Annotated in this window: 19 protein-coding genes; 10 read left to right on the plus strand and 9 right to left on the minus strand. The window is 39.3% G+C overall.

Features of this window, described 5'->3' with window-relative positions; genetic code table 11:
- Positions 1–88: 88 nt before the first annotated feature.
- On the plus strand, positions 89–868 hold the full coding sequence (locus tag EQG61_RS07815; RefSeq protein ID WP_129461368.1) for a sulfite exporter TauE/SafE family protein: 780 nt from the start codon (positions 89–91) through the stop codon (positions 866–868).
- Here the strand turns inward: EQG61_RS07815 and EQG61_RS07820 are convergent.
- Positions 851–3,325, minus strand: a complete 2,475-nt coding sequence (locus EQG61_RS07820) for a DUF5686 and carboxypeptidase regulatory-like domain-containing protein (RefSeq protein ID WP_129461369.1) — start codon at positions 3,323–3,325, stop codon at positions 851–853. The two genes, EQG61_RS07815 and EQG61_RS07820, sit on opposite strands and share 18 nt — an antisense overlap.
- A 1-nt stretch (position 3,326) precedes the next feature.
- On the minus strand, positions 3,327–3,746 hold the full coding sequence (gene aroQ, locus EQG61_RS07825) for a type II 3-dehydroquinate dehydratase (protein ID WP_129461370.1): 420 nt from the start codon (positions 3,744–3,746) through the stop codon (positions 3,327–3,329).
- Positions 3,747–4,001: 255 nt separating this feature from the next.
- Here aroQ and EQG61_RS07830 point away from each other — a divergent pair, with 255 nt between their 5' ends.
- The 4 genes from EQG61_RS07830 (at position 4,002) to EQG61_RS07845 (ending at position 7,643) form a co-directional block, all read left to right on the plus strand.
- Complete coding sequence (locus tag EQG61_RS07830; protein ID WP_129461371.1) at positions 4,002–4,610, plus strand: outer membrane beta-barrel protein; 609 nt, start codon at positions 4,002–4,004, stop codon at positions 4,608–4,610.
- Positions 4,611–4,674: 64 nt separating this feature from the next.
- Positions 4,675–5,574 carry a site-specific tyrosine recombinase XerD gene (xerD, locus tag EQG61_RS07835; protein WP_129461372.1) on the plus strand — a complete coding sequence of 300 codons (900 nt, stop codon included), beginning with the start codon at positions 4,675–4,677 and terminating at the stop codon, positions 5,572–5,574.
- A 157-nt stretch (positions 5,575–5,731) separates the two neighbouring features.
- Positions 5,732–7,258: a PAS domain-containing sensor histidine kinase gene (locus EQG61_RS07840; protein WP_129461373.1), complete on the plus strand. Its 1,527-nt coding sequence runs from the start codon at positions 5,732–5,734 to the stop codon at positions 7,256–7,258.
- Positions 7,245–7,643 carry a response regulator gene (locus EQG61_RS07845; RefSeq protein WP_129461374.1) on the plus strand — a complete coding sequence of 133 codons (399 nt, stop codon included), beginning with the start codon at positions 7,245–7,247 and terminating at the stop codon, positions 7,641–7,643. Before EQG61_RS07840 ends, EQG61_RS07845 begins: the two co-directional genes overlap by 14 nt.
- Positions 7,644–7,734: 91 nt before the next feature.
- Here EQG61_RS07845 and rny read toward each other — a convergent pair whose 3' ends face one another.
- From rny to EQG61_RS07860, 3 genes are all read right to left on the minus strand, one after another.
- Positions 7,735–9,297, minus strand: a complete 1,563-nt coding sequence (rny, locus tag EQG61_RS07850) for a ribonuclease Y (protein ID WP_129461375.1) — start codon at positions 9,295–9,297, stop codon at positions 7,735–7,737.
- Positions 9,298–9,515: 218 nt separating this feature from the next.
- Entirely contained in the window at positions 9,516–9,809 is a 294-nt protein-coding gene (locus tag EQG61_RS07855) for a cell division protein ZapA (protein WP_129461376.1), read from the minus strand.
- 2 nt (positions 9,810–9,811) lie between these two features.
- Positions 9,812–10,102: a hypothetical protein gene (locus EQG61_RS07860; RefSeq protein WP_129461377.1), complete on the minus strand. Its 291-nt coding sequence runs from the start codon at positions 10,100–10,102 to the stop codon at positions 9,812–9,814.
- 194 nt (positions 10,103–10,296) lie between these two features.
- Between EQG61_RS07860 and EQG61_RS07865 the strand changes: the two genes are divergently transcribed.
- Genes EQG61_RS07865 through EQG61_RS07875 form a run of 3 tightly spaced genes read left to right on the plus strand, consistent with a single transcriptional unit; the run spans position 10,297 to position 15,177 of the window.
- Positions 10,297–11,985: a M23 family metallopeptidase gene (locus tag EQG61_RS07865; protein WP_129461378.1), complete on the plus strand. Its 1,689-nt coding sequence runs from the start codon at positions 10,297–10,299 to the stop codon at positions 11,983–11,985.
- 5 nt (positions 11,986–11,990) lie between these two features.
- Positions 11,991–14,450 (plus strand): TonB-dependent receptor, encoded by a 2,460-nt coding sequence (locus EQG61_RS07870; RefSeq protein ID WP_129461379.1) that lies wholly within the window; start codon positions 11,991–11,993, stop codon positions 14,448–14,450.
- 7 nt (positions 14,451–14,457) lie between these two features.
- Positions 14,458–15,177, plus strand: a complete 720-nt coding sequence (locus tag EQG61_RS07875) for a hypothetical protein (RefSeq protein WP_129461380.1) — start codon at positions 14,458–14,460, stop codon at positions 15,175–15,177.
- A gap of 169 nt (positions 15,178–15,346) precedes the next feature.
- Here the strand turns inward: EQG61_RS07875 and EQG61_RS07880 are convergent, their stop codons facing one another.
- From EQG61_RS07880 to EQG61_RS07895, 4 genes are read right to left on the minus strand one after another with little or no spacing between them, the layout of a single operon-like run.
- Positions 15,347–17,200, minus strand: coding sequence for an ABC transporter ATP-binding protein (locus tag EQG61_RS07880; protein WP_129461381.1), 1,854 nt, complete (start codon positions 17,198–17,200; stop codon positions 15,347–15,349).
- The gene (locus EQG61_RS07885; RefSeq protein ID WP_129461382.1) at positions 17,200–18,927 is read right to left on the minus strand and encodes a phospho-sugar mutase; all 1,728 of its coding nucleotides are present in this window, start codon (positions 18,925–18,927) and stop codon (positions 17,200–17,202) included. The genes EQG61_RS07880 and EQG61_RS07885 overlap by 1 nt, the downstream gene beginning before the upstream one ends.
- Positions 18,928–18,976: 49 nt before the next feature.
- Complete coding sequence (locus EQG61_RS07890) at positions 18,977–19,927, minus strand: glycosyltransferase family 2 protein (protein ID WP_129461383.1); 951 nt, start codon at positions 19,925–19,927, stop codon at positions 18,977–18,979.
- Between the two features lie 4 nt (positions 19,928–19,931).
- Entirely contained in the window at positions 19,932–20,468 is a 537-nt protein-coding gene (locus tag EQG61_RS07895) for a DUF4199 domain-containing protein (RefSeq protein WP_129461384.1), read from the minus strand.
- A 229-nt stretch (positions 20,469–20,697) separates the two neighbouring features.
- Between EQG61_RS07895 and EQG61_RS07900 the strand changes: the two genes are divergently transcribed.
- Positions 20,698–20,949, plus strand: a complete 252-nt coding sequence (locus EQG61_RS07900) for a type B 50S ribosomal protein L31 (RefSeq protein ID WP_129461385.1) — start codon at positions 20,698–20,700, stop codon at positions 20,947–20,949.
- 104 nt (positions 20,950–21,053) lie between these two features.
- A complete protein-coding gene (locus EQG61_RS07905; RefSeq protein WP_129461386.1) occupies positions 21,054–22,229 on the plus strand; it encodes a GlmU family protein in 1,176 nt (391 codons plus the stop codon).
- Positions 22,230–22,272: the final 43 nt, after the last annotated feature.

A 22,272-nucleotide genomic window follows, 5' to 3' on the forward strand; every position in this document is an offset into this window, starting at 1 on the left:
TAAATCTCAATAGTTGAAATTCCAAATTCCATACGAAAACTACTAGTATTGGAATTTGGAATTTCTTTGTTTTGGAATTTTTGAATCCATGGAAATCTATGCAATTATAATTCTTTGTCTTGCGGCTTTTGCGGCGGGTTTTGTCGATGCGGTTGTGGGCGGGGGTGGACTCATACAAACGCCCGTGGCGATGATTGTTCTGCCCAAAGAGTCGGTAGCGACTTTGATAGGGACTTTGAAAATACCCGCTTTTAGTGGCACTTCAATGGCCGCCCGACAATATGTGCGAAGAGTAGCTTTAAAACTACGGTTGCTAATATTGATGGGTACTTTAGCTTTTCTGGCTTCTTTCTGTGGTTCGTGGTTGCTGACCCAAGTGCGCAACGACTTTATGAAACCCGTACTTTTAATCGTATTAATCGGAATTGCAATTTATACGTTTGTGAAAAAAGACTTTGGGCAACAATCACAAAAGTTGCGAACTGACAACGAACTCCTTATTTATGGTATACTATTGTCAGTAGTCATCGGTTTTTATGACGGCTTTATTGGTCCGGGAACGGGCAGTTTTCTGGTGATCGGCTTCATTCTTGTACTCGGGTTTGACTTTTTGCAAGCTTCGGCTCATGCCAAAATGGTCAATCTGGCCACCAATTTGGGTTCGATCCTCCTTTTTTTACTCAAAGGAAAAATTATTTGGACATTAGCACTTCCTATGGCACTTGCCAATGCAACGGGTGGTTGGATTGGAGCCAAAACCGCCATTTCCAAAGGAAATCAATTCATTCGGAAAGTGTTTTTATTCGTTGTAATTGGAACATTACTTCGCTTTGCTTGGGATGTGGTTTGTTTATTCAACCATATCTAAAAATTTCAATCCAAACAATATGGCGTCACCTACATAGCCACTTTGGTAGGAGCGGATATAGTCAATGCGTAAAATTTTGAATTTTTTAAACCCTAAATTATCCAATCCTACCGTAAATTCATGATACGGTGTGCGATGGGGAATAGATAAATTATGGTACCCGACAACGAGTTGAGCATTGATTTTGTTCAATAACGGAATTTTATTCATGATAAATCCTTGGTCGTTGTGCTCCATGTGAAACTCTACAAAAGCATCATTCGTACTGGCACTGTAGTAAGGGAGATTGTTAAATACATTCGTATACGTGCCACCACCATTGACATGCGTTTGGTTACCGTTAAAATGTTTGAAATCGGGAAAGGCAATTTGCTCGGCATTGAAGAATTTGCCTGCTTTAAAGTTGTATTCTAAATTTCCTTTATTGCCCAGTTCTAATTCTTGGTTAATCCGTGCCATGACAAAATCGTAGTTGTATTTTTTGTCACTTCCTGCCAACCCTTTTTCATAGGTAAGGGTTAAAGTAGGATACGCCCCATTGCCTATATTGAATTTTCCATCAGGGCGCGACCAGTATTTTTGACCAAAATCAAAGCGAGCTGTTAGGTTGGTTTTGACCAAATTATATTTCGTAAATGCAGGCGTCAATTCGTCCAACGGTAAAAGTGGATTGTTCGATGAATATACATCTTTAGATTTTACGGATGCTTGAAATGAATTGTTGAACAACGGTTTGCGCTCGCCATAGTCTACAGAGGCATTGAGTCGAATCCCATTGGTCACTTCGCTACTAAAACTAATAGTAGCACTGTTTTTCTCGTATAACTTCATGAAATTATTTTTAAAAAACAGGGAGCTGATCGAGTTGATGTTTTCCGTTATAGGGTTAGAGGGATTGAACTGATTTACATAGGAACCGCCGCTTAGTGTGAGAAAGGAATTGTGTTTGTTTTCCAATTTTTGAGAATAATAAACCGAACCTCGTAATTTTTGTTCTGCAAAACCATAATTTATACGCGATCCGATTGTATAATAAGTGCGTTTGTCCTCATTACGTTGGTTATAACTAAAGCCAATTTGTGCTTTCCAACCTTGAACAGTATTAAAAGAGGTAGAAAAAAGCGGACCGTCATAGGTAAAACTTCTTTTTTTGTACGAATTGGAATAGGTGTACCCACTGATGATATCCATGAAACCGAATTTGTTTCGCTTTTTGTCGATGGAATCCAGGTAGGCTTTTGATTTGTGTTTGGTTTGAATCAATTCCTTTTTTACATAATCCGATGTTTCTTCATTGGTTAGCGGTACGGGTCGAATGGAATTCCAGAAGGTATCGTCTTTTTTATTGGCATTCTCTTCAAATTTCAATACTTCAGCCGTAAAGGTTTTGCGCTCAAATTTATCGGGGAATTCAAAATTAGAATAGACATAGGTAAAGCGACCGTTGAAATTAAATCCGAAAATACCGGCTTCAAAATCGAGGGTTTGGGTGTTTTTAGACCACACTTTTGTGGCGTTGTTATAACTAAAACTTTGCTTTAAGGAGAGTGAATTCAACGCCGGATTCTGTATTTGCACTCCTTTTATAGTTAAATCGACGGCATATATCGCATAACTTTCTTCCACTATATATATGTAGCCTTCAAATGCAGGTTCGCTTGTGCGCCGCGGAATCACTTTAATTTTATTGATTTCGCGGTTGTTTTCATCGGCAAAAGAACCTTCCATTTTATACCTATAATAGGCAAAGGCATTGTCTGCTATTGGGGAAATAGCTTTGGCATTAAGGTCAATATAGTTTTCGTAAAAGTCAAAATTGGCTTGGGCAGCATTATTAAAACTGAATCCGTTATCCTTGCCACTCACTTTGGAAGCCACAATTACTTCTTTCATTCTATCTGGTTTTTGAAACGTCAATTTGGATACCGTTTCAGAAAGATAAAGGATGCCGCTACGTGTGGAGTCAATGACTTCGTCAAAAAAGTCCACTTTTTGGCCCATAAACGTTTTGGGTAAATTTTTCACGCGAAAGAGTCCGCGCGAATAAAAGTCGCAGGTATATCTCGATGTTTTTGCACTATTGCTTTTACGATTAGCGATGGCATTTTTGATAATCGCATTGGCGGGATTCGCTTTGGGATCGATGACCACTTCATTTAATTGGATTTCTTCTTCTTTTAAAATGAAATCAACAACTATGGTTTTTCCTGAATAGTCAACCACTTGTTTTTCGGTTTTGTATCCTAAATATTGAACGAGTAGGGTATAGGTTCCGTTTTGTCTTGGCGACAATTCAAAATTACCATTGTCGTTTGAGGTGGTACCTATATAAGTGTCTTTAATATATATGTTGGCAAAGGGAACGGGTTGACCTTTGGTGTCGGTGATTTTACCTTTGATTTGGGCATTAGAGAGTGTAAATAAAAACAAAAGAGCGATGGAATAATACAACTTCATGTTATTGATTTAAAAAATGATACAAGGCTAATTCATAACTTTTCAATCCCAATCCAATGATGACTCCTTTTGCATGGGGAGAAATATACGATTGGTGGCGAAACGATTCGCGCGAAAAAGTATTGGATATATGTACCTCAATAACTGGAGTTGTTACAGCTTTCACCGCATCGCCAATTCCGACTGACGTATGCGTATAGGCAGCGGCATTTAAAATAATACCCTCATAATCAAAACCACATTCTTGAATTTTGTTTATGAGTTCACCTTCAATATTACTTTGAAAATAGGATAAATCAATCGTTGGATATTGATTTTTAAGGGCGTTAAAATAAGATTCAAAGTCTTGATTGCCATATACATCAGGTTCTCTTTTACCTAATAAATTCAAGTTTGGGCCGTTGATAATTATAATTTTCATCGTTTTCAAAAGGGCTTTTTGGTCATTTTTCACCTTAAAATTACTGAAATTAATGGTTTTTAGCGGTGATTTTTTGATTTTTCCATTTTTTAAAAAATCGTTAAATAGGCTTAAAAATCAATTAAGATCTTGAAAATAAAATGCTTACTCTATAGGTTTTGTTAACAACTATGTTGATAACTGCAAATTGCTATCAAATTTTTTGAGCTTGGAATAATTTTAACTTTGTCTCAATAATTTTAAACAAAATAAAACATGAAAAAAATTATTTTATCTATGGTTGCTGTTTTAGCTTTATCTACAGCTAATGCGCAAGACAAAAAAGAATCTAAAGGATTTGGTTTCTCTGAAGGAGATATCTACGTTGGTGGTATGTTAAAATACAACAATGAGAAAAATGATAACGGAACTACTTCTGTTACAACTTCTTCTTCTACAATTGCTCCTGAAGCAGGTTATTTCTTAACTGACAAATTTGCAATTACTTTAGGTGTTGCTTTAGGAAACACTGACAACGGTACTACTAAAACTAAAACTTTTGGTGCTAATGTTGGTGGTCGTTACTATTTCTTAAACATGGGTGAGCGTTTCAAAACGTACACTAACTTTGGTTTAGGATTTGGTTCAGATGATAACGGTGGTAATGGTGCTGACAAAACTAACACTTTCTCTATTGGTGGTGGTTTAGGTATCAACTATTTCGTTACTTCTAACTTAGCAATTGATTTCCAATTGTCTAACGTTATTGGTTATTCTTCAGAAAAAACTGGAGATTTTAAAACTAACAGCATTGACGTTAATGCTAACGTTTTCAACAACTTCTTTGGAAGCACAGCTTCTTTCGGTTTGATCTACAAATTGTAATCAATCGAGTGAATAATTTCAAAGCCATCCTTCGGGATGGCTTTTTTTGTTTGTATCTTTCGGCATGCAATGGAATACTTACCTAAAAGGCTATCAAAATTATTTACGGTTGGAGCGCGGTTTGTCTGCGAATACCATAGCTAATTATTCCTTTGATATTGAACGACTGATCGCTTTTTTGAACCAACACACTATTTTGGTTTCGCCGCTCCAAATTTCGCCTCAAATCATTCAAGATTTTGTATATCAATGTTCCAAAGAAGTCAATGCCCGTTCACAAGCCCGAATCATCAGCGGATTAAAATCGTTTTTCTCCTATTTATTATTTGAAGATTTACGAAAAGATTCTCCGATGGAGTTGATCGAAGCCCCAAAAGTAGGTCGCAAACTCCCCGATACCTTAAACGTGGATGAAATCGATCAATTAATTGCAGCCATTGATTTGTCTAAACCTGAAGGCGAACGCAATCGGGCTATGCTGGAAGTATTATACGGGTGCGGACTTCGGGTATCTGAATTGGTTGAATTAAAAATTTCCGATATTTTTAGTGATGAAGGTTTTATCAAAGTAACAGGTAAAGGGAACAAACAACGATTTGTCCCTATTGCGTCGTACACATTAAAATATATCAACTTATACCGAACAACCATACGGGCGCACCAAGACATCCAAAAAGGCTTCGAAGACACTTTGTTTTTAAATCGAAGAGGGAAAGCATTGACCCGAGCTATGGTGTTTACGATAATAAAAGATCTAGCAGTAAAAATTAATCTTCAAAAATCCATCAGTCCCCACACGTTTCGGCATTCTTTTGCAACCCATTTATTGGAGAATGGAGCCGACTTAAGGGCGATTCAAATGATGTTAGGACATGAATCCATCACAACAACAGAGGTTTATGTGCATCTCGATCGCCGTCATTTGACCCAAATTGTGCATCAATTTCATCCTCGAAAGCAATAAATGTAATATAAAGATTACAAAAACACTTATTTTTAATCAAAAACTGCATTTTATCGATAAAAAAGTACCATATATCGATAATAATGTTAAATTTGGTTTGCTGATTTTAACAGATCAGGTAAAAAAAGCGCCCCAAACGCCCCAAAACAATAGGATTATGAAAACAAACTTAGCCTCGAAAGAACTATTGGTTCATGATAGTTATGGATACCATAAGCGTATTCTTAATTTGATTCCCGATTTAATTTTTCAGATTACTGTTAACTCCAATGATGACTTTTATTTCTCGTATTTGAATAAAAGCATCATTTCTTTTTTTGAAGTAAATCGGTTCGAACTCACTTGCAACCCTTTTGAAGTGATTAAAAGTCGGATCCATCCCGATGATCGTGACGCTTTTTTTAAATCCATTTTTGTGGCCAAAGATTGTTACGATCAATGGCACCATGAATTTCGGGTACAATTGACCAATAAAGGAACGTTGTGGTTTAAAGCTACAGCAAATATCGATATCGATGAAAATGGTTGCGCAGTGTTTATTGGTAGTTTGAATGATATAACCGATATCAAGCTTCGTGAATTCAAAATCATCGAGTCAGAAGCGCGTTATCAATTTGCTTTAGAAGCTTCCCATAATGGGGTTTGGGATTATGATGTGGCTACCGATAAAGTTTATTTTTCAAAAGAATCCTTACATATTCTAAAATTTGACGAAACTGATAATTTAGTCACCAATTCCAAATGGGACGACCGTATCCATCCCGAAGATTATGCTACTTATCAAGAAGAAATTCAACAACATATTGACGGTTTGACTCCGTATTATGAAAACGTAAAACGTGTGTTAACCAAAGATGGTGAATACCGTTGGATACGCAGTAAAGGTAAAATTATCGAGCGCGATGATAACGGACAGCCTTTAAGAATTATTGGTGTGCATTCAGATGTAACCCTTGAAAAGGAAAAAGAGAAAGCCATGCAGCATCAAATGGAGATTATTTCCAAGCAAAATAATCGTTTGCTCAACTTTGCGCATATTGTTTCCCATAACTTGCGTTCCCATACGGGTAATTTCAAAATGCTGATCAATATTATTGATGAAACCAATGATCAAGAGCAAAAAGACGAATGTTTCGGATTCTTAAAAGCAACTTCGAAAGCCCTTTCTGAAACGATTGATCATTTAAAAGAATTGGTAGATATTCAAAGTACGATTGTTCATAAGAAAGAAGATTTGAACTTAAACGAATTTTTACACCAAACCTTAGAAGTTTTAAGTAATGAAATTAAAGACAATAAAGTAAATATTGTAAATTTGATAGATCGAAAAGAAACCGTACAGTTTAATCCAGCTTATTTAGAAAGTTTGTTTTTGAACTTTACAACCAATGCGATCAAGTATTCGCATCCGGATCGCACACCTGAAATTACCTATTCATTAGAGAAAGAGAATGGAAATGTAATGCTGGTGATAAAGGATAACGGATTGGGAATTAACTTGGATAAGCACGGACAAAAGCTTTTTGGTATGTATAAGACTTTTCATCAACATCCCAATGCAAGAGGCATCGGATTGTTTATGACAAAAAACCAAATCGAATCTATGGGGGGGACTATTGAGGTGGAAAGTCAAGTAAATGTAGGCACAACTTTCAAAATCAACTTTAGTAATGAAATTCAATAACATTTTTGTAGTAGATGACGATCTCGTCTACCATTTCGTAATCAAAAAGCTCTTTAACAAGTGTAATATCGATGCCGATGCCAAGTTTTTCTTCAACGGTTTAGAAGCCATAGATGGCTTGAAAAACGTGATGAAAACGGAAAACGAACCCGATCTGATTTTATTGGATATTAATATGCCTGTTTATGATGGCTGGCAATTTTTGGACGAATTCCGAAAAATAAAAGACAACATGAACAAAAACATCACGGTTTATTTAGTAAGTTCTTCCAATGATTCCACCGATTTGAACCGTTCCAAAGAATACAAAGAAGAAGTAAAAGATTATTACTTCAAACCCATTACCACAAAAGAATTTGAAGAAATGCTCACTGCAGCATCCTAAGACTGTACCACTCTAACAAAAACAAAAAAGCACATACAACATAAAAAAAGGGACCGAATTTCGGTCCCTTTTTTATGGTATAAGCATTACGTTATTTTGCAATGTTAACGGCGCGTGTTTCACGAATTACTGTGATTTTCACTTGACCCGGATAAGTCATTTCCGTTTGGATTTTTTGTGAAATCTCAAACGATAATTTAGCAGCCATTTCATCAGTTACTTTTTCACTCTCTACGATCACACGCAACTCACGTCCGGCTTGAATAGCATAAGCATTTTTCACACCGTGGAAACCAAATGCAATTTCTTCTAAATCTTTCAAACGTTGGATATACGAATCCAATACTTGACGACGGGCACCTGGACGTGCTCCCGAAATCGCATCACATACTTGGATAATAGGTGAAATCAAATATTTCATTTCAATCTCATCGTGGTGCGCTCCAATAGCGTTGCATACTTCTTCTTTTTCACCGTATTTTTCAGCCCATTGCATACCCAATAAAGCGTGTGGTAAATCACTTTCTGCATCCGGCACCTTACCGATATCGTGTAACAGTCCGGCACGTTTCGCTAATTTCACGTTTAATCCTAATTCGGCAGCCATGATACCACACAATTTCGCTACTTCACGCGAGTGTTGTAACAAGTTTTGGCCGTATGAAGAACGGTATTTCATACGCCCTACAATCTTAATCAATTCAGGGTGTAATCCGTGGATTCCTAAATCAATAACCGTGCGTTTACCTACTTCAATGATTTCGTCTTCAATTTGTTTCGTTGTTTTGGCCACCACTTCTTCAATACGAGCCGGGTGAATACGACCGTCAGTTACTAATTTATGCAACGATAAACGGGCAATTTCACGACGAACAGGGTCAAAACAAGAAAGAATGATCGCTTCTGGCGTATCGTCTACAATGATTTCTACTCCAGTAGCCGCTTCTAAAGCACGGATATTGCGACCTTCACGACCGATAATGCGTCCTTTTACATCATCCGATTCAATGTTGAAAACAGAAACGCAGTTTTCCACCGCTTCCTCTGTTCCTACACGTTGAATCGTACTGATGATTACTTTTTTCGCTTCTTGTTGCGCGGTCAATTTGGCTTCTTCAATGGTTTCTTGAATGTGCGCCATTGCGCTAGTTTTGGCTTCTGCTTTTAAGCTTTCCACCAATTGTTCTTTCGCTTCTTCCGCTGACAAACCAGATATAACTTCCAATTGTTCCACTTGCGACTTGTGCATCTTTTCTACTTCTTGATGCTTTTTGTCCAAGATTTCAATCTTTGTTTCGTATTCTTTGGCTTTCGATTCAAAATCATCGTTTAATTTTTTCGTCTTTGCCAATTCACTCGAAACTTGTGATTCTTTATCGCGAATACGCTTTTCCACTTCAGCCATTTTTTTGTCTTTGGCTAAAATTTCTTTCTCGTGTTCCGCTTTTAGTTCTAAAAACTTCTCTTTTGCCTGAAGCAATTTATCTTTTTTAATGTTTTCTGCCTCTTGGTTGGCGTCTTTCAGAATCGATGCGGCTTCTTTTTTTGCATTTTTAATTAGGGTCGATACGTTGCTTTTCTCAAGCATTTTGGCAACACCAAAACCGCCGGCAAGTCCGACCACTAGGCCAATTATGATTTCTACTATACTCATGGTTAATAAAAGGTTATATATAAAAAAAGCCTACATTAATTGCTTGTATAAACTCGTATAGACAAGTTTTGAGCTAGCTCGCTGTTCAAGCTTCCCGTCAAGCGGGCCTGCTATAGTAGCGACGAATTGCTCATTCTAATTTGTTAGTGTTGAGTTTACCAAAAATGAACTAATGTAGGCAGTGTCTTTATTGCTTAGTTATAAGAACGTTTTCTCTATTATTTGTTGAGATATTTTTCCAATGCGTTATTCAATTGTGCTAAACGATCCGCGGAATCCGTGTCCAAAACAGCTACTTCTGTTTTTTTCTGTTCCAATTGAGAAGCAAACTGTAACGCACACATCGCTAGAACATCTTGTTTGTCGCGTACGGCATAGTTTTCTTCAAACTGTTTGATCATGGCATCGATTTTTTTAGCTGCAGCACGCAGGCTTTCCTCTTGTGTCATTTCCACAGTTAATGGATAAACACGGTCGGCAATCGATATCTTGATTTTCAGTTTATCGTTCATATTTAATCAGCCAATTGGGCAATACAATAATCGATTTCTCGTATCAGTGCATTGATCTTAAGCTTGGTATCTCGTTTATATTCGTCACTGCCCAGTAACGCGTTGGTCATTTTGAGCGCTTCAAAGTCCTTTACTATATTTTCCTTTGCGGATTTATGTTGTTGGATTTCTTCGACAGAAACCTTTAGCTGCTGCTGTAATGCCTGATTTTTAAGTTCTAAATCGTCGATCTTCGCGAACAACTTTTGAACTTTTTTTTCCAGAGCATCAATGATTTCCGTGATTTCACTCATAAGTGACGTGTTTCGTTACTTTATCCCACAAATTTATAATTCTGACATCATTAAACCAATAAAAACCACAAAAAATAAAATTTATTTTACAACAATTGGATAAAGATTTGCCTTTCAGGATTTTGGAAATTCTTAACAGCTTTCGTTTTTAACTCCAAATCCCTTTTGTTATCTTAGCCAAAATTGTGGATTGTATGCGCTGGATGCTATTTTTTTGTTTTTCAACTACTTATCTTTTTAGTCAGAATTACCCTCAGGATTATTTTCAAGCGCCCTTGGATATTCCGTTGCAACTGTCAGGGAACTTCGGCGAATTACGGCCCAATCACTTTCATGCAGGGTTTGATTTTAAAACCCAACAACGGGAAGGGCTGAATGTCTATGCAGCCGCAGAAGGCTATGTGTCCCGCATTAAAATTGCTACCAATGGCTATGGGAAAGCGATTTACATTACCCATCCGAATGGATACACCACTGTTTACGGCCATTTGCAAAAAGCAGTTGGTGCCATTGAAGCTAAAATTCAAGAATTGCAATATGCTGAAAAATCCTTTGCGGTTGAAGCCTATTTTAAACCGGGTGAATTGCCCGTAAAAAAAGGGGAACTCATCGCTATTTCAGGGAATACAGGAGGATCGGATGGGCCGCATTTGCATTTTGAATTTCGGGATTCCAAAACCGAGAAAATTATAAATCCATTGTATTTTGGCATTCCGATCAAAGATACCAAAGCGCCTACAATTGCCAATTTAATGGTGTATCCTGTGGGTGCCAATTCCGTGGCCAATGAATCCAAACGTCCCACATTGTTAAGTCTGTCCTTACAAGCCGATGGTTCGTATTTGGCGCAAAAAGTGAAAGCAACCGGAACCATAGGTTTTGCCATCAATGCCTACGATCGCGATGATGTTTCATTCAATAATAATGGGACCTATTTTACCCAATTGTCGCACAACGGAGCGCCTACCTTCGAAGTGTTGTTTGATCAAATGCCTTTCGATGAAGCGCGCTATGTCAATGCATTTATCGATTATGAACGGTATAAGAAGTCGCACCAACGTTTTCAGAAACTCTTTTACAATTATCCCTATCCGTGGTCCAATTTGCGCAATGTGAGGGAGGGCGGACTCATCAATGTTTCTCCCAATTTTGTGTCGATAGAAAGGATTGAGGTGTCCGATTTTAATGGAAATAAAGTACGAGTTGACATCCCCGTAGAATATTCCAATATGCCGGCAAAAATCGAGGAGGGTGGAATCAAAACGCCCTATTTTATCAAATGCAAAACCGATGCTTTGTTTGAAAAAGAAAACGCGACCGTCTATTTTCAGGCCCAAACGTTTTACGATGATTTTTATTTGCAGTTTGAGGTGAAAAATGGGGAAGTACAAGTGCATCAAGATATTGTTCCCGCTCATAATTCGTTTACGGTGACGATTCGCGACGAATCCGTTCCAGTTGCTTTGCGCTCAAAAACCTACATCGCCTCCGTAAATGGAGCAAAATTAGGATACAATACAACAAATGTGGAAGGTGCCACGTTTAGTATTCGCACCCGAACTTTAGGAAAGTTTAAATTGGCCCAAGATGTTTTACCGCCCAAAATTGTTTGGTACAAACAACCTAAAAATAAAGATTGGACCACATCCAAAAGCCTGAATTTAACAATTTCGGATGATCAAACGGGTGTGGCCAAAGTAAACGGCTACATCAATAATCAATGGGTGTTGTTTGAATACGAACCTAAACTAAAACGAATCACTCATGTGTTCGACGACCGATTTTTAAATGATGGTGCCAATAATTTGAAAATTGAAGTGGTCGACCATGTCGGAAATTCGACTATATTTGAATCAACATTTAACCGAACCAAGAAAAAATAACGATTTTGTCAATTCATAAATTACTTTATTCGCTGTTGTTTACATTCGTAGCTACAGTAACTTTCGCACAAACCGGGAAAATAACGGGTGTGGTTTTGGATGAAAATAACAAACCGATTGAAGGTGTCAACGTTTCGACACTTTCCACATCAGTGACCACCGATGCTTATGGATTTTATGTCATCGAAGTTCCCGCCCAACAAAAAGTCACCGTCAATTTTAAGCACGTCGCTTTTAAAATGGTTACCCAAAATTTTGAAGTACAATCCCAAGAAGTGTTGGAATTTAATCCGGTGATGGATAGTGAATACGAGCAATTGGGACAAGTCGTAATTAGTGGTGTTCGACCTAGAGCAACCGGTGTGATTACCGTTACCCCTGAAGTAGTTCGCAAAATTCCGGGATTGAATGGTGGGGTTGAAAATATTTTAAAAATTTTGGGTGCCAATGGAAACAGCGACATGAGTACGCAGTATTCGGTTCGTGGTGGAAATTACGATGAAAACTTGGTCTATGTGAACGAAGTCGAAATCTACCGCCCATTTTTGATTCGTTCGGGCCAACAAGAAGGATTGAGCTTTGTCAATAGTGATTTGATTCAGAAAATTGACTTTTATGCCGGTGGTTTTGAAGCCAAATACGGGGATAAAATGTCGTCTGTATTGGATATTACCTACGAAAAGCCCAAGGAGTTTGGGGCCAGTCTCGATGCCAGTTTTTTAGGAGGAGCACTGTCTGCTAAAGGGATTTCAAAAGATAAAAAATGGAGTGCCATTGGTGGTATTCGCTACCGCGATAATTCTTTATTGGTGAATAGTCAGGAGACACAAACCAATTACCGTCCACGGTATATGGACGGACAGTTGAATGTGAATTTCATGCCTTCGGAAAAATGGAACCATAGTTTATTAGGAAATGTATCCTTGAACCGGTACAACTACCAACCGTTGACACGACAAACCAATTTTGGAACCTTGGACGAACCCATTGCGTTGCAAATTTTTTACGAAGGACAAGAAGACGACCGTTATCAAACCTTATTTGGAGCTTACAAAACGACTTTCAAACCGAATGATAATAACAATTACCGTTTTATCGCTTCGGCTTACCATACGCAAGAACAAGAATATTTTGACATTGATGCATCTTATTTCTTAGGCGAAGTAGATGCCAATATCGGTTCGGAAACGTTTGGTAATGTTACGTTCAATCGGGCGATTGGATCCCAATTGAATCACGCACGCAACAACTTGGATGCATTGATTTTCAATGCTGAAATCAAAGGGTCCAACAACCAAACCGGAAAACATCGCTTTGATTGGGGTGTAAAATATACCCATGAAAATATTCGCGACCGTATTGTTGAATGGGAAGTGATTGATTCTGCTGGATTTTCTTTGAATCCGCCGGTGATTGATATTCCTGTGGACCAACCGTATCAGCCGTATATCGGACCTTTAGTGCCGTATCAAAATGTGCGTGCTACTAATTTTGTTGATATTAATCGTTTTTCAGGATATGCACAATGGAATACGCGAACCCGTTTACGTCGTGGGACATTGATTGCTACAGCGGGTGTACGTGCCCACAATTGGACGGTTTCGGGACAAAATATAGCCTCCAAATCGCAAACTGTGTTTAGTCCGCGCGTACAATTGGCATATAAGGTTGATGGAAAAGATCTTTTGTACCGTTTTTCAACCGGATTCTATTACCAACCGCCGTTTTACCGTGAATTACGGGATCAATTTGGGGTCGTGAATCCCAATGTAAAAGCTCAGCAATCGTTTCATGTGGTTTTGGGCAATGAATACGGATTTAAAATGTGGGAGCGTCCCTTCCGTTTGGTAAGTGAGTTGTATTACAAAGACATGCAAGATGTCAATACCTATACCTTGGAAAATGTGCGTATTCGTTACCGTGCCAACAATGATGCGGTGGCCTATGCTTACGGATTGGATGTGCGTTTGAATGGAGAATTTGTAAAAGGAACGGAATCGTGGTTTACTTTCGGGTATATGAAAACGGAAGAAAACCAAAACAACCGTGGTTATATTGCGCGACCTACAGACCAACGTTTAAAATTTGGGATTTTGTTCCAGGATTATATGCCCAATATTCCAAATCTGAAATTGTACATGAATATTGTGTACAATACCGGTTTACCGGGCGGTTCACCTTCGTATGCAGATGCGTATACGTACCAAAGTCGCCTGCGCGATTACCGCCGTGCTGATGTTGGGTTTTTCTATGTGTTTACGGAGAAAAACGCACAGCGTCCGAACGGACATTGGTTGAAGAAATTCAAGGATCTCTCGTTGGGATTTGAGATTTACAATATGTTCAATAATCAGAATGCCATTACAAATACATGGGTGCGCGATGCGTATACCAAAAATCAATACGGCATTCCCAATTATATGACAACACGAGTGTTTAATTTGCGTTTAACCGCGCGTTTATAACAGACCTATGAAAAAGTTGGGAGGAATTGCACTTGGAATACTTACGGTATTGGTTGTGGGTTGTAAGAATGACCAACCGCTACCCAAAGTAATTTATGATAAAAAAGACCAGGCCGCTAAAGCTGAAAAAAAAGAAAGTGATACACTGACTTTGGTCGACTTACCCATACAGTTTGATGGTACACAAGTTTTGCTGTTTCCTGTTGGGAAGGTGGCGATGTATGAAGACAAAGGGTTGAAAGAAACTACGTATTCCGAAATTCCGAGTCATACTGTTTCCAATACCAGCGAATTTGAGATTGCCGGAACGATGACTAATTTGAAATTTCAAGTGAAAGATACCGACAGTTTGCGGGTTCTTACGGATAAAAAGGTATTGATCAGTCGGGTGAGTTATTTATCGGCATTGGCAGCCAGTATCAAGAAGCAATTGTTGGTCTATGAAATGGAAGATGCCGACACGAATCAAGACGGCGCAATTAACGAAAGTGATATTCATGGGTTGTACATTAGTGTGTTAGACGGCACAGGATTTCAAAAGATTTCCCCCGATTTGCAAGAAGTGATTGGATGGAACGTGATTCATCAACGCGGGCGATTGTATTTTCGAACCTTAGAAGATGCGAATAAAAATGGCGCCTTTGACAAATCCGATATTGTGCATTATTTTTATGTGGATTGTAAAGTCAATCCATTGCAAGTACACGAATATTTTCCGCTTAAATAGCGGAATTTTTTTTGAAATAAGGTAGGTGATTTTCAGCCCCGGGCGCAACGGCATCCTTTATGGAGCGCAGCGGAGTAAAGATACAGTGGAGCACGGGAAGGTACGTTTTCAATACCCATTCGTGTGCTGCCAAAAAAAAAAGACCTTCCGAAGAACGTCTTTTTTTTATTTAGGCTTGTTCAAAACTTTGAAGGGATACCAGTTTGGAGTAAGTCCCGTCCAGCGCTAGGAGTTCGGCGTGTGTACCTTGTTCGACAATCTGACCTTTGTGCATCACTACGATCAAGTCGGCGTTTTGAATGGTCGATAGGCGGTGGGCAATCACAACTGAGGTTCTGTTTTGCATCATGTTTTCTAATGCCACTTGTACTAATTTTTCACTTTCAGTATCGAGTGCTGAAGTGGCTTCATCGAGAATCATGATCGGCGGATTCTTTAATACCGCTCGGGCAATAGAAAGGCGTTGTTTTTGTCCGCCCGAGAGTTTACCTCCCGCGTCACCAATGCCGGTTTCAATGCCTTCGGGCAACTCTTTTACAAACTCATACGCGTTGGCCACTTTGAGTGCGTTGATGATTTCTTCGTCGGTGGCATCGGGCTTCCCGATTAATAAGTTGTTTTTGATGGTATCGTTGAAAAGAATGGATTCTTGGGTAACCAAACCAATGTTTTTGCGGAGCGAATGCATGGTGATGTGGTGCAATTCGTGGCCGTCGATGGCGATGTATCCATCGTTGATGTCGTAGAAACGCGTTAATAAATTGGCGATCGTACTTTTACCTGAACCCGATTGGCCCACCAAAGCGATGGTTTTTCCTTTTGGGATGGTAAGGGAAAAGTTTTTCAAGACCAATTCGTCGGTATAGCCAAAGTTGACATTTTTCAGGGTAATGTTCTCTTTGAATTCGCCCATCTCCTTGGCATCAGCTGGGTCAGTGATGGAATTTTCAACGGCCAAGATTTCAAAAACCCGTTCGGCCGCAGCCAAACCGCTTTTTACCGAATAAGAAGCTTTCGAAATTCCTTTGGCGGGTGTTAAAATGTTGTAAGCTAATCCCATATACGCAAGGAATTTCGCTGCATCCAATAGCGGTTTTCCGTCCAAACCACGATCCACCAAGACCATGTTACCACCGAACCATAACAAGACGGCAATTACAATGATTCCGAGGAATTCACTCATGGGCGATGCCAAATTGTTTTTGCGGCCAATACTGTTGGAAAGTTTTAAAATGTTTTCTACGGTACCCGTGAATTTTTTTGAAAAAGTATTTTCGGCATTGTAGCCTTTAACGACTTTCATTCCGGTAAGGGTTTCTTCCACGATTGAGATCAAATAGCCACCTTCACTTTGTACTTTGACTGATTTTGTTTTCAATGTTTTTCCGATTCGCGAAATAATAAATCCCGAAATGGGAATGAAAACAAAAACAAACAAGGTTAATTTAAAGCTGATGGCAATCATCGCACAAATCGTAAAAAGAATGGTCATGGGTTCTTTTACGATTAATTCGAGAATATTAAAAAACGAATTTTGTACTTCATTGATGTCGCCTAACATGCGTGCCATCACATCGCCTTTGCGTTTTTCAGAGTAATAGGAAATGGGCAAGGAAATAATTTTGGCATATACTTCATTACGAATGTCTCGTAATACACTGTTTTTAATCACCGTTAAATGATTGCTCGCTAGGTAATTGAATAGGTTTTTCAGTAAGAATGTAGAAATAACCAAACAAACAACCAATAAAAGTGCATACTGAGCCCCGTTGGTTTCTGTGAGTCGCGTGATATAGAAATACAGCGATTGCTTTCCGTAATTCATGATATCCCAAATGCCTTTGTAAACGGGTTTTTCAGTTATACGTTCTGCTTGATCAAACAAAACCTGAAGCATTGGAATCAATGAAATAAAGGACAGCGTACTGAACAACGCGTAAAAGATATTGAATACGATATTCCAAACTACATGATGTTTGTAGTTTTTCATATACGGAAGTATTCGTTTTAAATTTGGATCCATTAGTGTAACTGCATTGCAGCGATTATGTTTTTAATTTTTTGGTCTAATTCAGCTTCTACCAAGTCAATTTCGTCGAGCGACAACACAGGCGCATTGACACTGAAATAGAATTTGATTTTGGGTTCGGTCCCACTGGGGCGTGCGCAAATCTTACTGCCGTCTTCCAAATAGTAAATCAATACATTGGATTTTGGGATGGTAATGTCAAATTCGCTACCGTTCATGATATCGCGTCCTTTGGACGTTTGATAATCTTCAATACACACCACGCGTTGTCCGTTAATTTCCGCCACCGGATTTTCACGCAAGTCTACCATCATTTGGTAGATTTCTTGTAAGCCTGAAATGCCTTTTTTAGTAAGCGAAATCAGGTGTTCTTTATAAAATCCGTGGTCCACGTAGAGGTTTAATAATTCCTGGTAAAGCGAACTTCCAGATGCTTTGGCTTGAGCAGCAATTTCGCACACCAATAATGTGGCGCCTACGGCATCTTTGTCGCGTACGGCATCACCGACCATGAATCCGAAACTCTCTTCACCACCACCGATGAATTGGAGTTCGGGGAAGTCTTTGATGAATTTAGCGATCCATTTGAATCCGGTTAAACCTACTTTACATTCCACATCATAAGCGGCCGCCAATTCCAACATCATAGGAGTCGACACTATAGTGGAGCCAATGAACTGTTTGCCGTTGATTTTTCCGGCGCGTTTCCATTGTTCCAACAAATAGGCGGTCATGATGACCATGGTTTGGTTTCCGTTTAACAAGACCAATTCGTTGTTGGTATTGCGGACAGCAACGCCCAATCGGTCTGAGTCGGGGTCAGTTCCCACCACGATGTCAGCGCCAATTTCGTTGGCCAACGCCAAGGCCATGGTTAAGGCTTCGGGTTCTTCGGGGTTGGGTGATTTTACAGTAGGGAAGTCGCCGTTGGGTTCGGCTTGTTCTTTTACAATATTCAAATCGGTATAGCCTGCAGCGGTTAATACGTAAGGAATCGCTTTGATGGAGGTGCCGTGTAACGAAGTGTACACAATTTTCAATCCTTCACGCGCTTCTTTTGGCGTATTGAAACTCGCATTGGCTAGGGTAGAGGCCACAAAGGCTTCGTCGATAGCCGTGTCAATGTATTCAATCAAATTGTCATTGGCTTCAAAGCGAATGTCGGCGTAATTAAGGGCTTCAATCACTTGGATAATTTCGCCGTCTTGTGGCGGAACCAATTGCCCGCCGTCTTGCCAATATACTTTATAACCGTTGTATTCGGGTGGATTGTGAGAGGCTGTCAACACAATACCAGCATGGCAATTTAAATGTTTTAAGGCGAAAGACAATTCGGGAGTAGGACGCATTTCAGAGAACAAATACACATGAATTCCATTGGCTGAAAATACATCGGCGACAACTTTAGCAAGTGTATCACTGTTGTGTCGGCAATCGTAAGCAATGGCCACTTTCAAGGCTTCACCTGGAAAACTTTTGATTAAATAATCCGAAAGTCCTTGAGTGTTTTTCCCAAGAGTATATTTGTTGATGCGGTTAGTGCCTACGCCCATAACGCCGCGCATCCCGCCCGTTCCGAATTCAAGGTTTTTATAAAAACTCTCTTCCAATTCTTTTGGGTTGGAAGCCATCATTTCGCGGATAGCCGCTTGGGTATGTTCGTCAAAGGTTGGAGTCAACCATTCGTTTACTTTGTCTAAAACGTGCGATTCAATTTGCATTTTAATAAGTTTTTAAATCCAAAAGTGTTGTGTTGAGTTTAAAAAACAATTAGCGTTCTTCCGCAATTTTATAGCGTTCTTCGTTGCTTTTGGTGCGAAGGATTATTTCGCCCAAGAAACCGGCCAAGAACAATTGGGTTCCAATGATCATCGAAGTTAGCGCAATATAGAATAACGGGTTGCTTGTCACTAATATGGTATGGAAACCGGTATATAATTTAATCAATTTCACGGCAATGATAATTCCGGTCGAAATGAATCCGAGTACAAACATCAAGGCTCCGAAAGCGCCGAACAAGTGCATTGGACGTTTGCCGTAACGCGAGAGGAACCAAATGGTGATCAGGTCCAAAAAGCCGTTGATAAAACGACTCATGCCAAATTTGGATTCGCCGTATTTACGAGCTTGGTGGATGACTACCTTTTCGCCAATCTTGTTAAACCCTGCATTTTTGGCAAGTACAGGAATGTAGCGGTGCATTTCACCCGAAACTTCTACGTTTTTTACCACAAGGTTGCGGTACGCTTTTAAACCACAGTTGAAGTCGTTCAAATAGACACCCGATGTTTTTCGAGCCGCCCAGTTGAATAATTTTGAAGGTAGGTTTTTGGTCACCACGTTATCGTAGCGTTTTTTCTTCCAACCCGAAACCAAGTCGAAGTTTTCTTCGGTAACCATTTTGAATAAGCCTGGAATCTCATCCGGACTGTCTTGTAGGTCAGCATCCATCGTAATTACCACATCGCCTTGGGCACGGGCAAAGCCGGCATGCAACGCTTGCGATTTACCATAGTTACGGAAAAAACGAATCCCTTTTACGTTGGGATTTTCTTGGCACAAGCCTTCAATGACGTTCCAGGATTGGTCAGTACTTCCGTCGTCGATAAAAAGAACTTCGTAGGTGTATTGGTTTTCATCCATTACCTTTTTAATCCACTTGTGGAGTTCAGGCAAGGATTCTTGTTCGTTAAGTAACGGGATTATAATGGAAATATTCATCTACTTAGAAAGTGGCTTGTTCTTTTTTTACAATGAGCCCAACAATGGTTCCGTGAATTAATCCTACAAAACTATACATGAGGATGGAAGTAGGAATTAAAACATAGGGTTTCATGAATTTTTCCATGATGGATAAACTCATTTCCATTTGTTCTTTACTCAAATTAGGGTTTTGTTGGATGGTGATGCTACGTATTTTTTCCATCAATTCAGGGATGAAATCCGGGAAGACAATCGTGAAAATCCAAAAGAAAATACTGTAAATCAAGGCCGCAATGGCACCCATTCCCACCGTAATTTTTATCGCTTCTCCAATAGAAATGAATCCGTTGTTGCTTTTTTTGTATTGGTTCGAACCCATATAACCCAACGCGAAAGGCAAGATTAAGAAGTTCAATAAATTAATAACAAGTCCGTACGTTTTATTGGTTTGTGGATCAATGTTCATCACATAACCCACCACAAATTCTAACACCATTACGATGCCGAATAAAGCGCCGTAATTTAAAATCGTTTTTCCAACTGTAGTTTTTTGTTCCATGTCTGTTAAGTATTGGTAAGATTCAACCCGCAAATATAGTGAATCTGCCGTAACGATTTTCGGATTTTCGGATTAAAAAAAAGTGATTTTGAGTTTGATAATTGAAAATTAGTTGTATTTTTGCACACTCAAAATTAAAAGGATTAATAAAAAGTTGCAGCCGGCTAATACCTTTTGATTGAAAAGCATCAAGGCCAACTGCTTCATAACTAATAAAAAGATTTACAAGATGAAACAAGGTATTCACCCAGAAAATTACAGATTAGTAGCTTTCAAAGATATGTCAAACGAGGATGTATTTATCACAAAGTCTACTGTTGAAACTAAAGAAACAATCGTTGTAGACGGAGTAGAATATCCGGTTTATAAAATGGAGATTTCAAGAACATCACACCCATTTTACACTGGTAAATCAAAACTAATCGATACTGCCGGACGTATTGATAAATTCAAAACCAAATACGCTAAACACGGTAAGTAATTTGATATTTATTGTGTGTTCAAATACAAAGAGACCATCCTTCGGGGTGGTTTTTTTATTGCCTAAAACTTCGTACTTTTGACGCTTTAGCTGAACAAACTACCATGAATTATATCCTTTTCGACGGTCCCGTCCGTACTGCCTTACTTCCGTTTACCTTTACCCGTCCCGTATGTGATATTCGTGTTGGGATTTTGACGATTCGTGAAAAATGGGAAAAACATTTGGGGTACACCACCACTACTTTAACGGAAGACTATTTGTCTGAAAAGTTTCCTATGGTGGAAATGGAGGCCAATGTGATGATCAACGGTGCCTATTTCCCAAATCCTGTTTTGGTGGAAATGGTGCGTAATTTGGAACCCAACCAAGCGATCTTTCGCGGAGAAGATGTCGTTGCTTTTTACACCACGGATACCCAAGAGGAAGTAGATTTTGATACGTATGAAATCTTAGAGTATACCGATGACTGTTTGAAAATCGAACATACCTGGGATATTTTTGCTAAAAACGATGCGGCCATTCGCGAGGATTTCGAATTCTTAACGGCCGATCGTCATTCGCAACCCATTCCGAAGTCGGTTAATGTGATTAGCCCAGAAAACATTTTTATTGAAGAAGGCGCGCGTCTCGAGTTTGTGACGTTAAACGCGTCTGCGGGTCCGATTTACATTGGTAAAAATGCCGAAATCATGGAAGGTTCTGTAATTCGCGGTCCATTTGCCTTGTGCGAAGAAGCCCAAGTGAAGTTGGCCACCAAGATATATGGAGCGACTACCGTAGGGCCGCATAGCCGTGTGGGTGGTGAAGTAAGCAATTCAGTTTTATTTGCCTATTCCAATAAAGGACACGATGGTTTCTTAGGGAATTCGGTGTTGGGCGAATGGTGCAACATTGGCGCCGACAGCAATAACTCCAATTTGAAAAACAACTACGAGGAAGTTCGCTTATGGAGCTACGAAACCGAAGGTTTTGCACGCACCGGACTCCAATTCTGTGGTTTGATGATGGGAGATCACAGCAAGTGTGGGATCAATACCATGTTCAATACCGGAACGGTAGTGGGTGTTTCTTCGAATATCTTCGGATCGGGATTTCCGCGCAACTTTGTTCCTAGTTTTAGCTGGGGTGGCGCTTCAGGAATGACGACCTATCTCACGAGCAAGGCGTTTCAAACCGCCAAAATCGTTATGGCTCGCCGTCATGTGGAATTTGACGAAGTCGAAGCCCGTATTTTGGAACATGTGTTTGAGGAGACGAAGAAATATCGGAAGGAATAAGAGTTGATTTGAAAATTTGAAAATTTTTAGATTTGAAAATTTC

It is taken from the genome of Flavobacterium stagni, assembly GCF_004122105.1.
GTDB lineage: Bacteria > Bacteroidota > Bacteroidia > Flavobacteriales > Flavobacteriaceae > Flavobacterium > Flavobacterium stagni.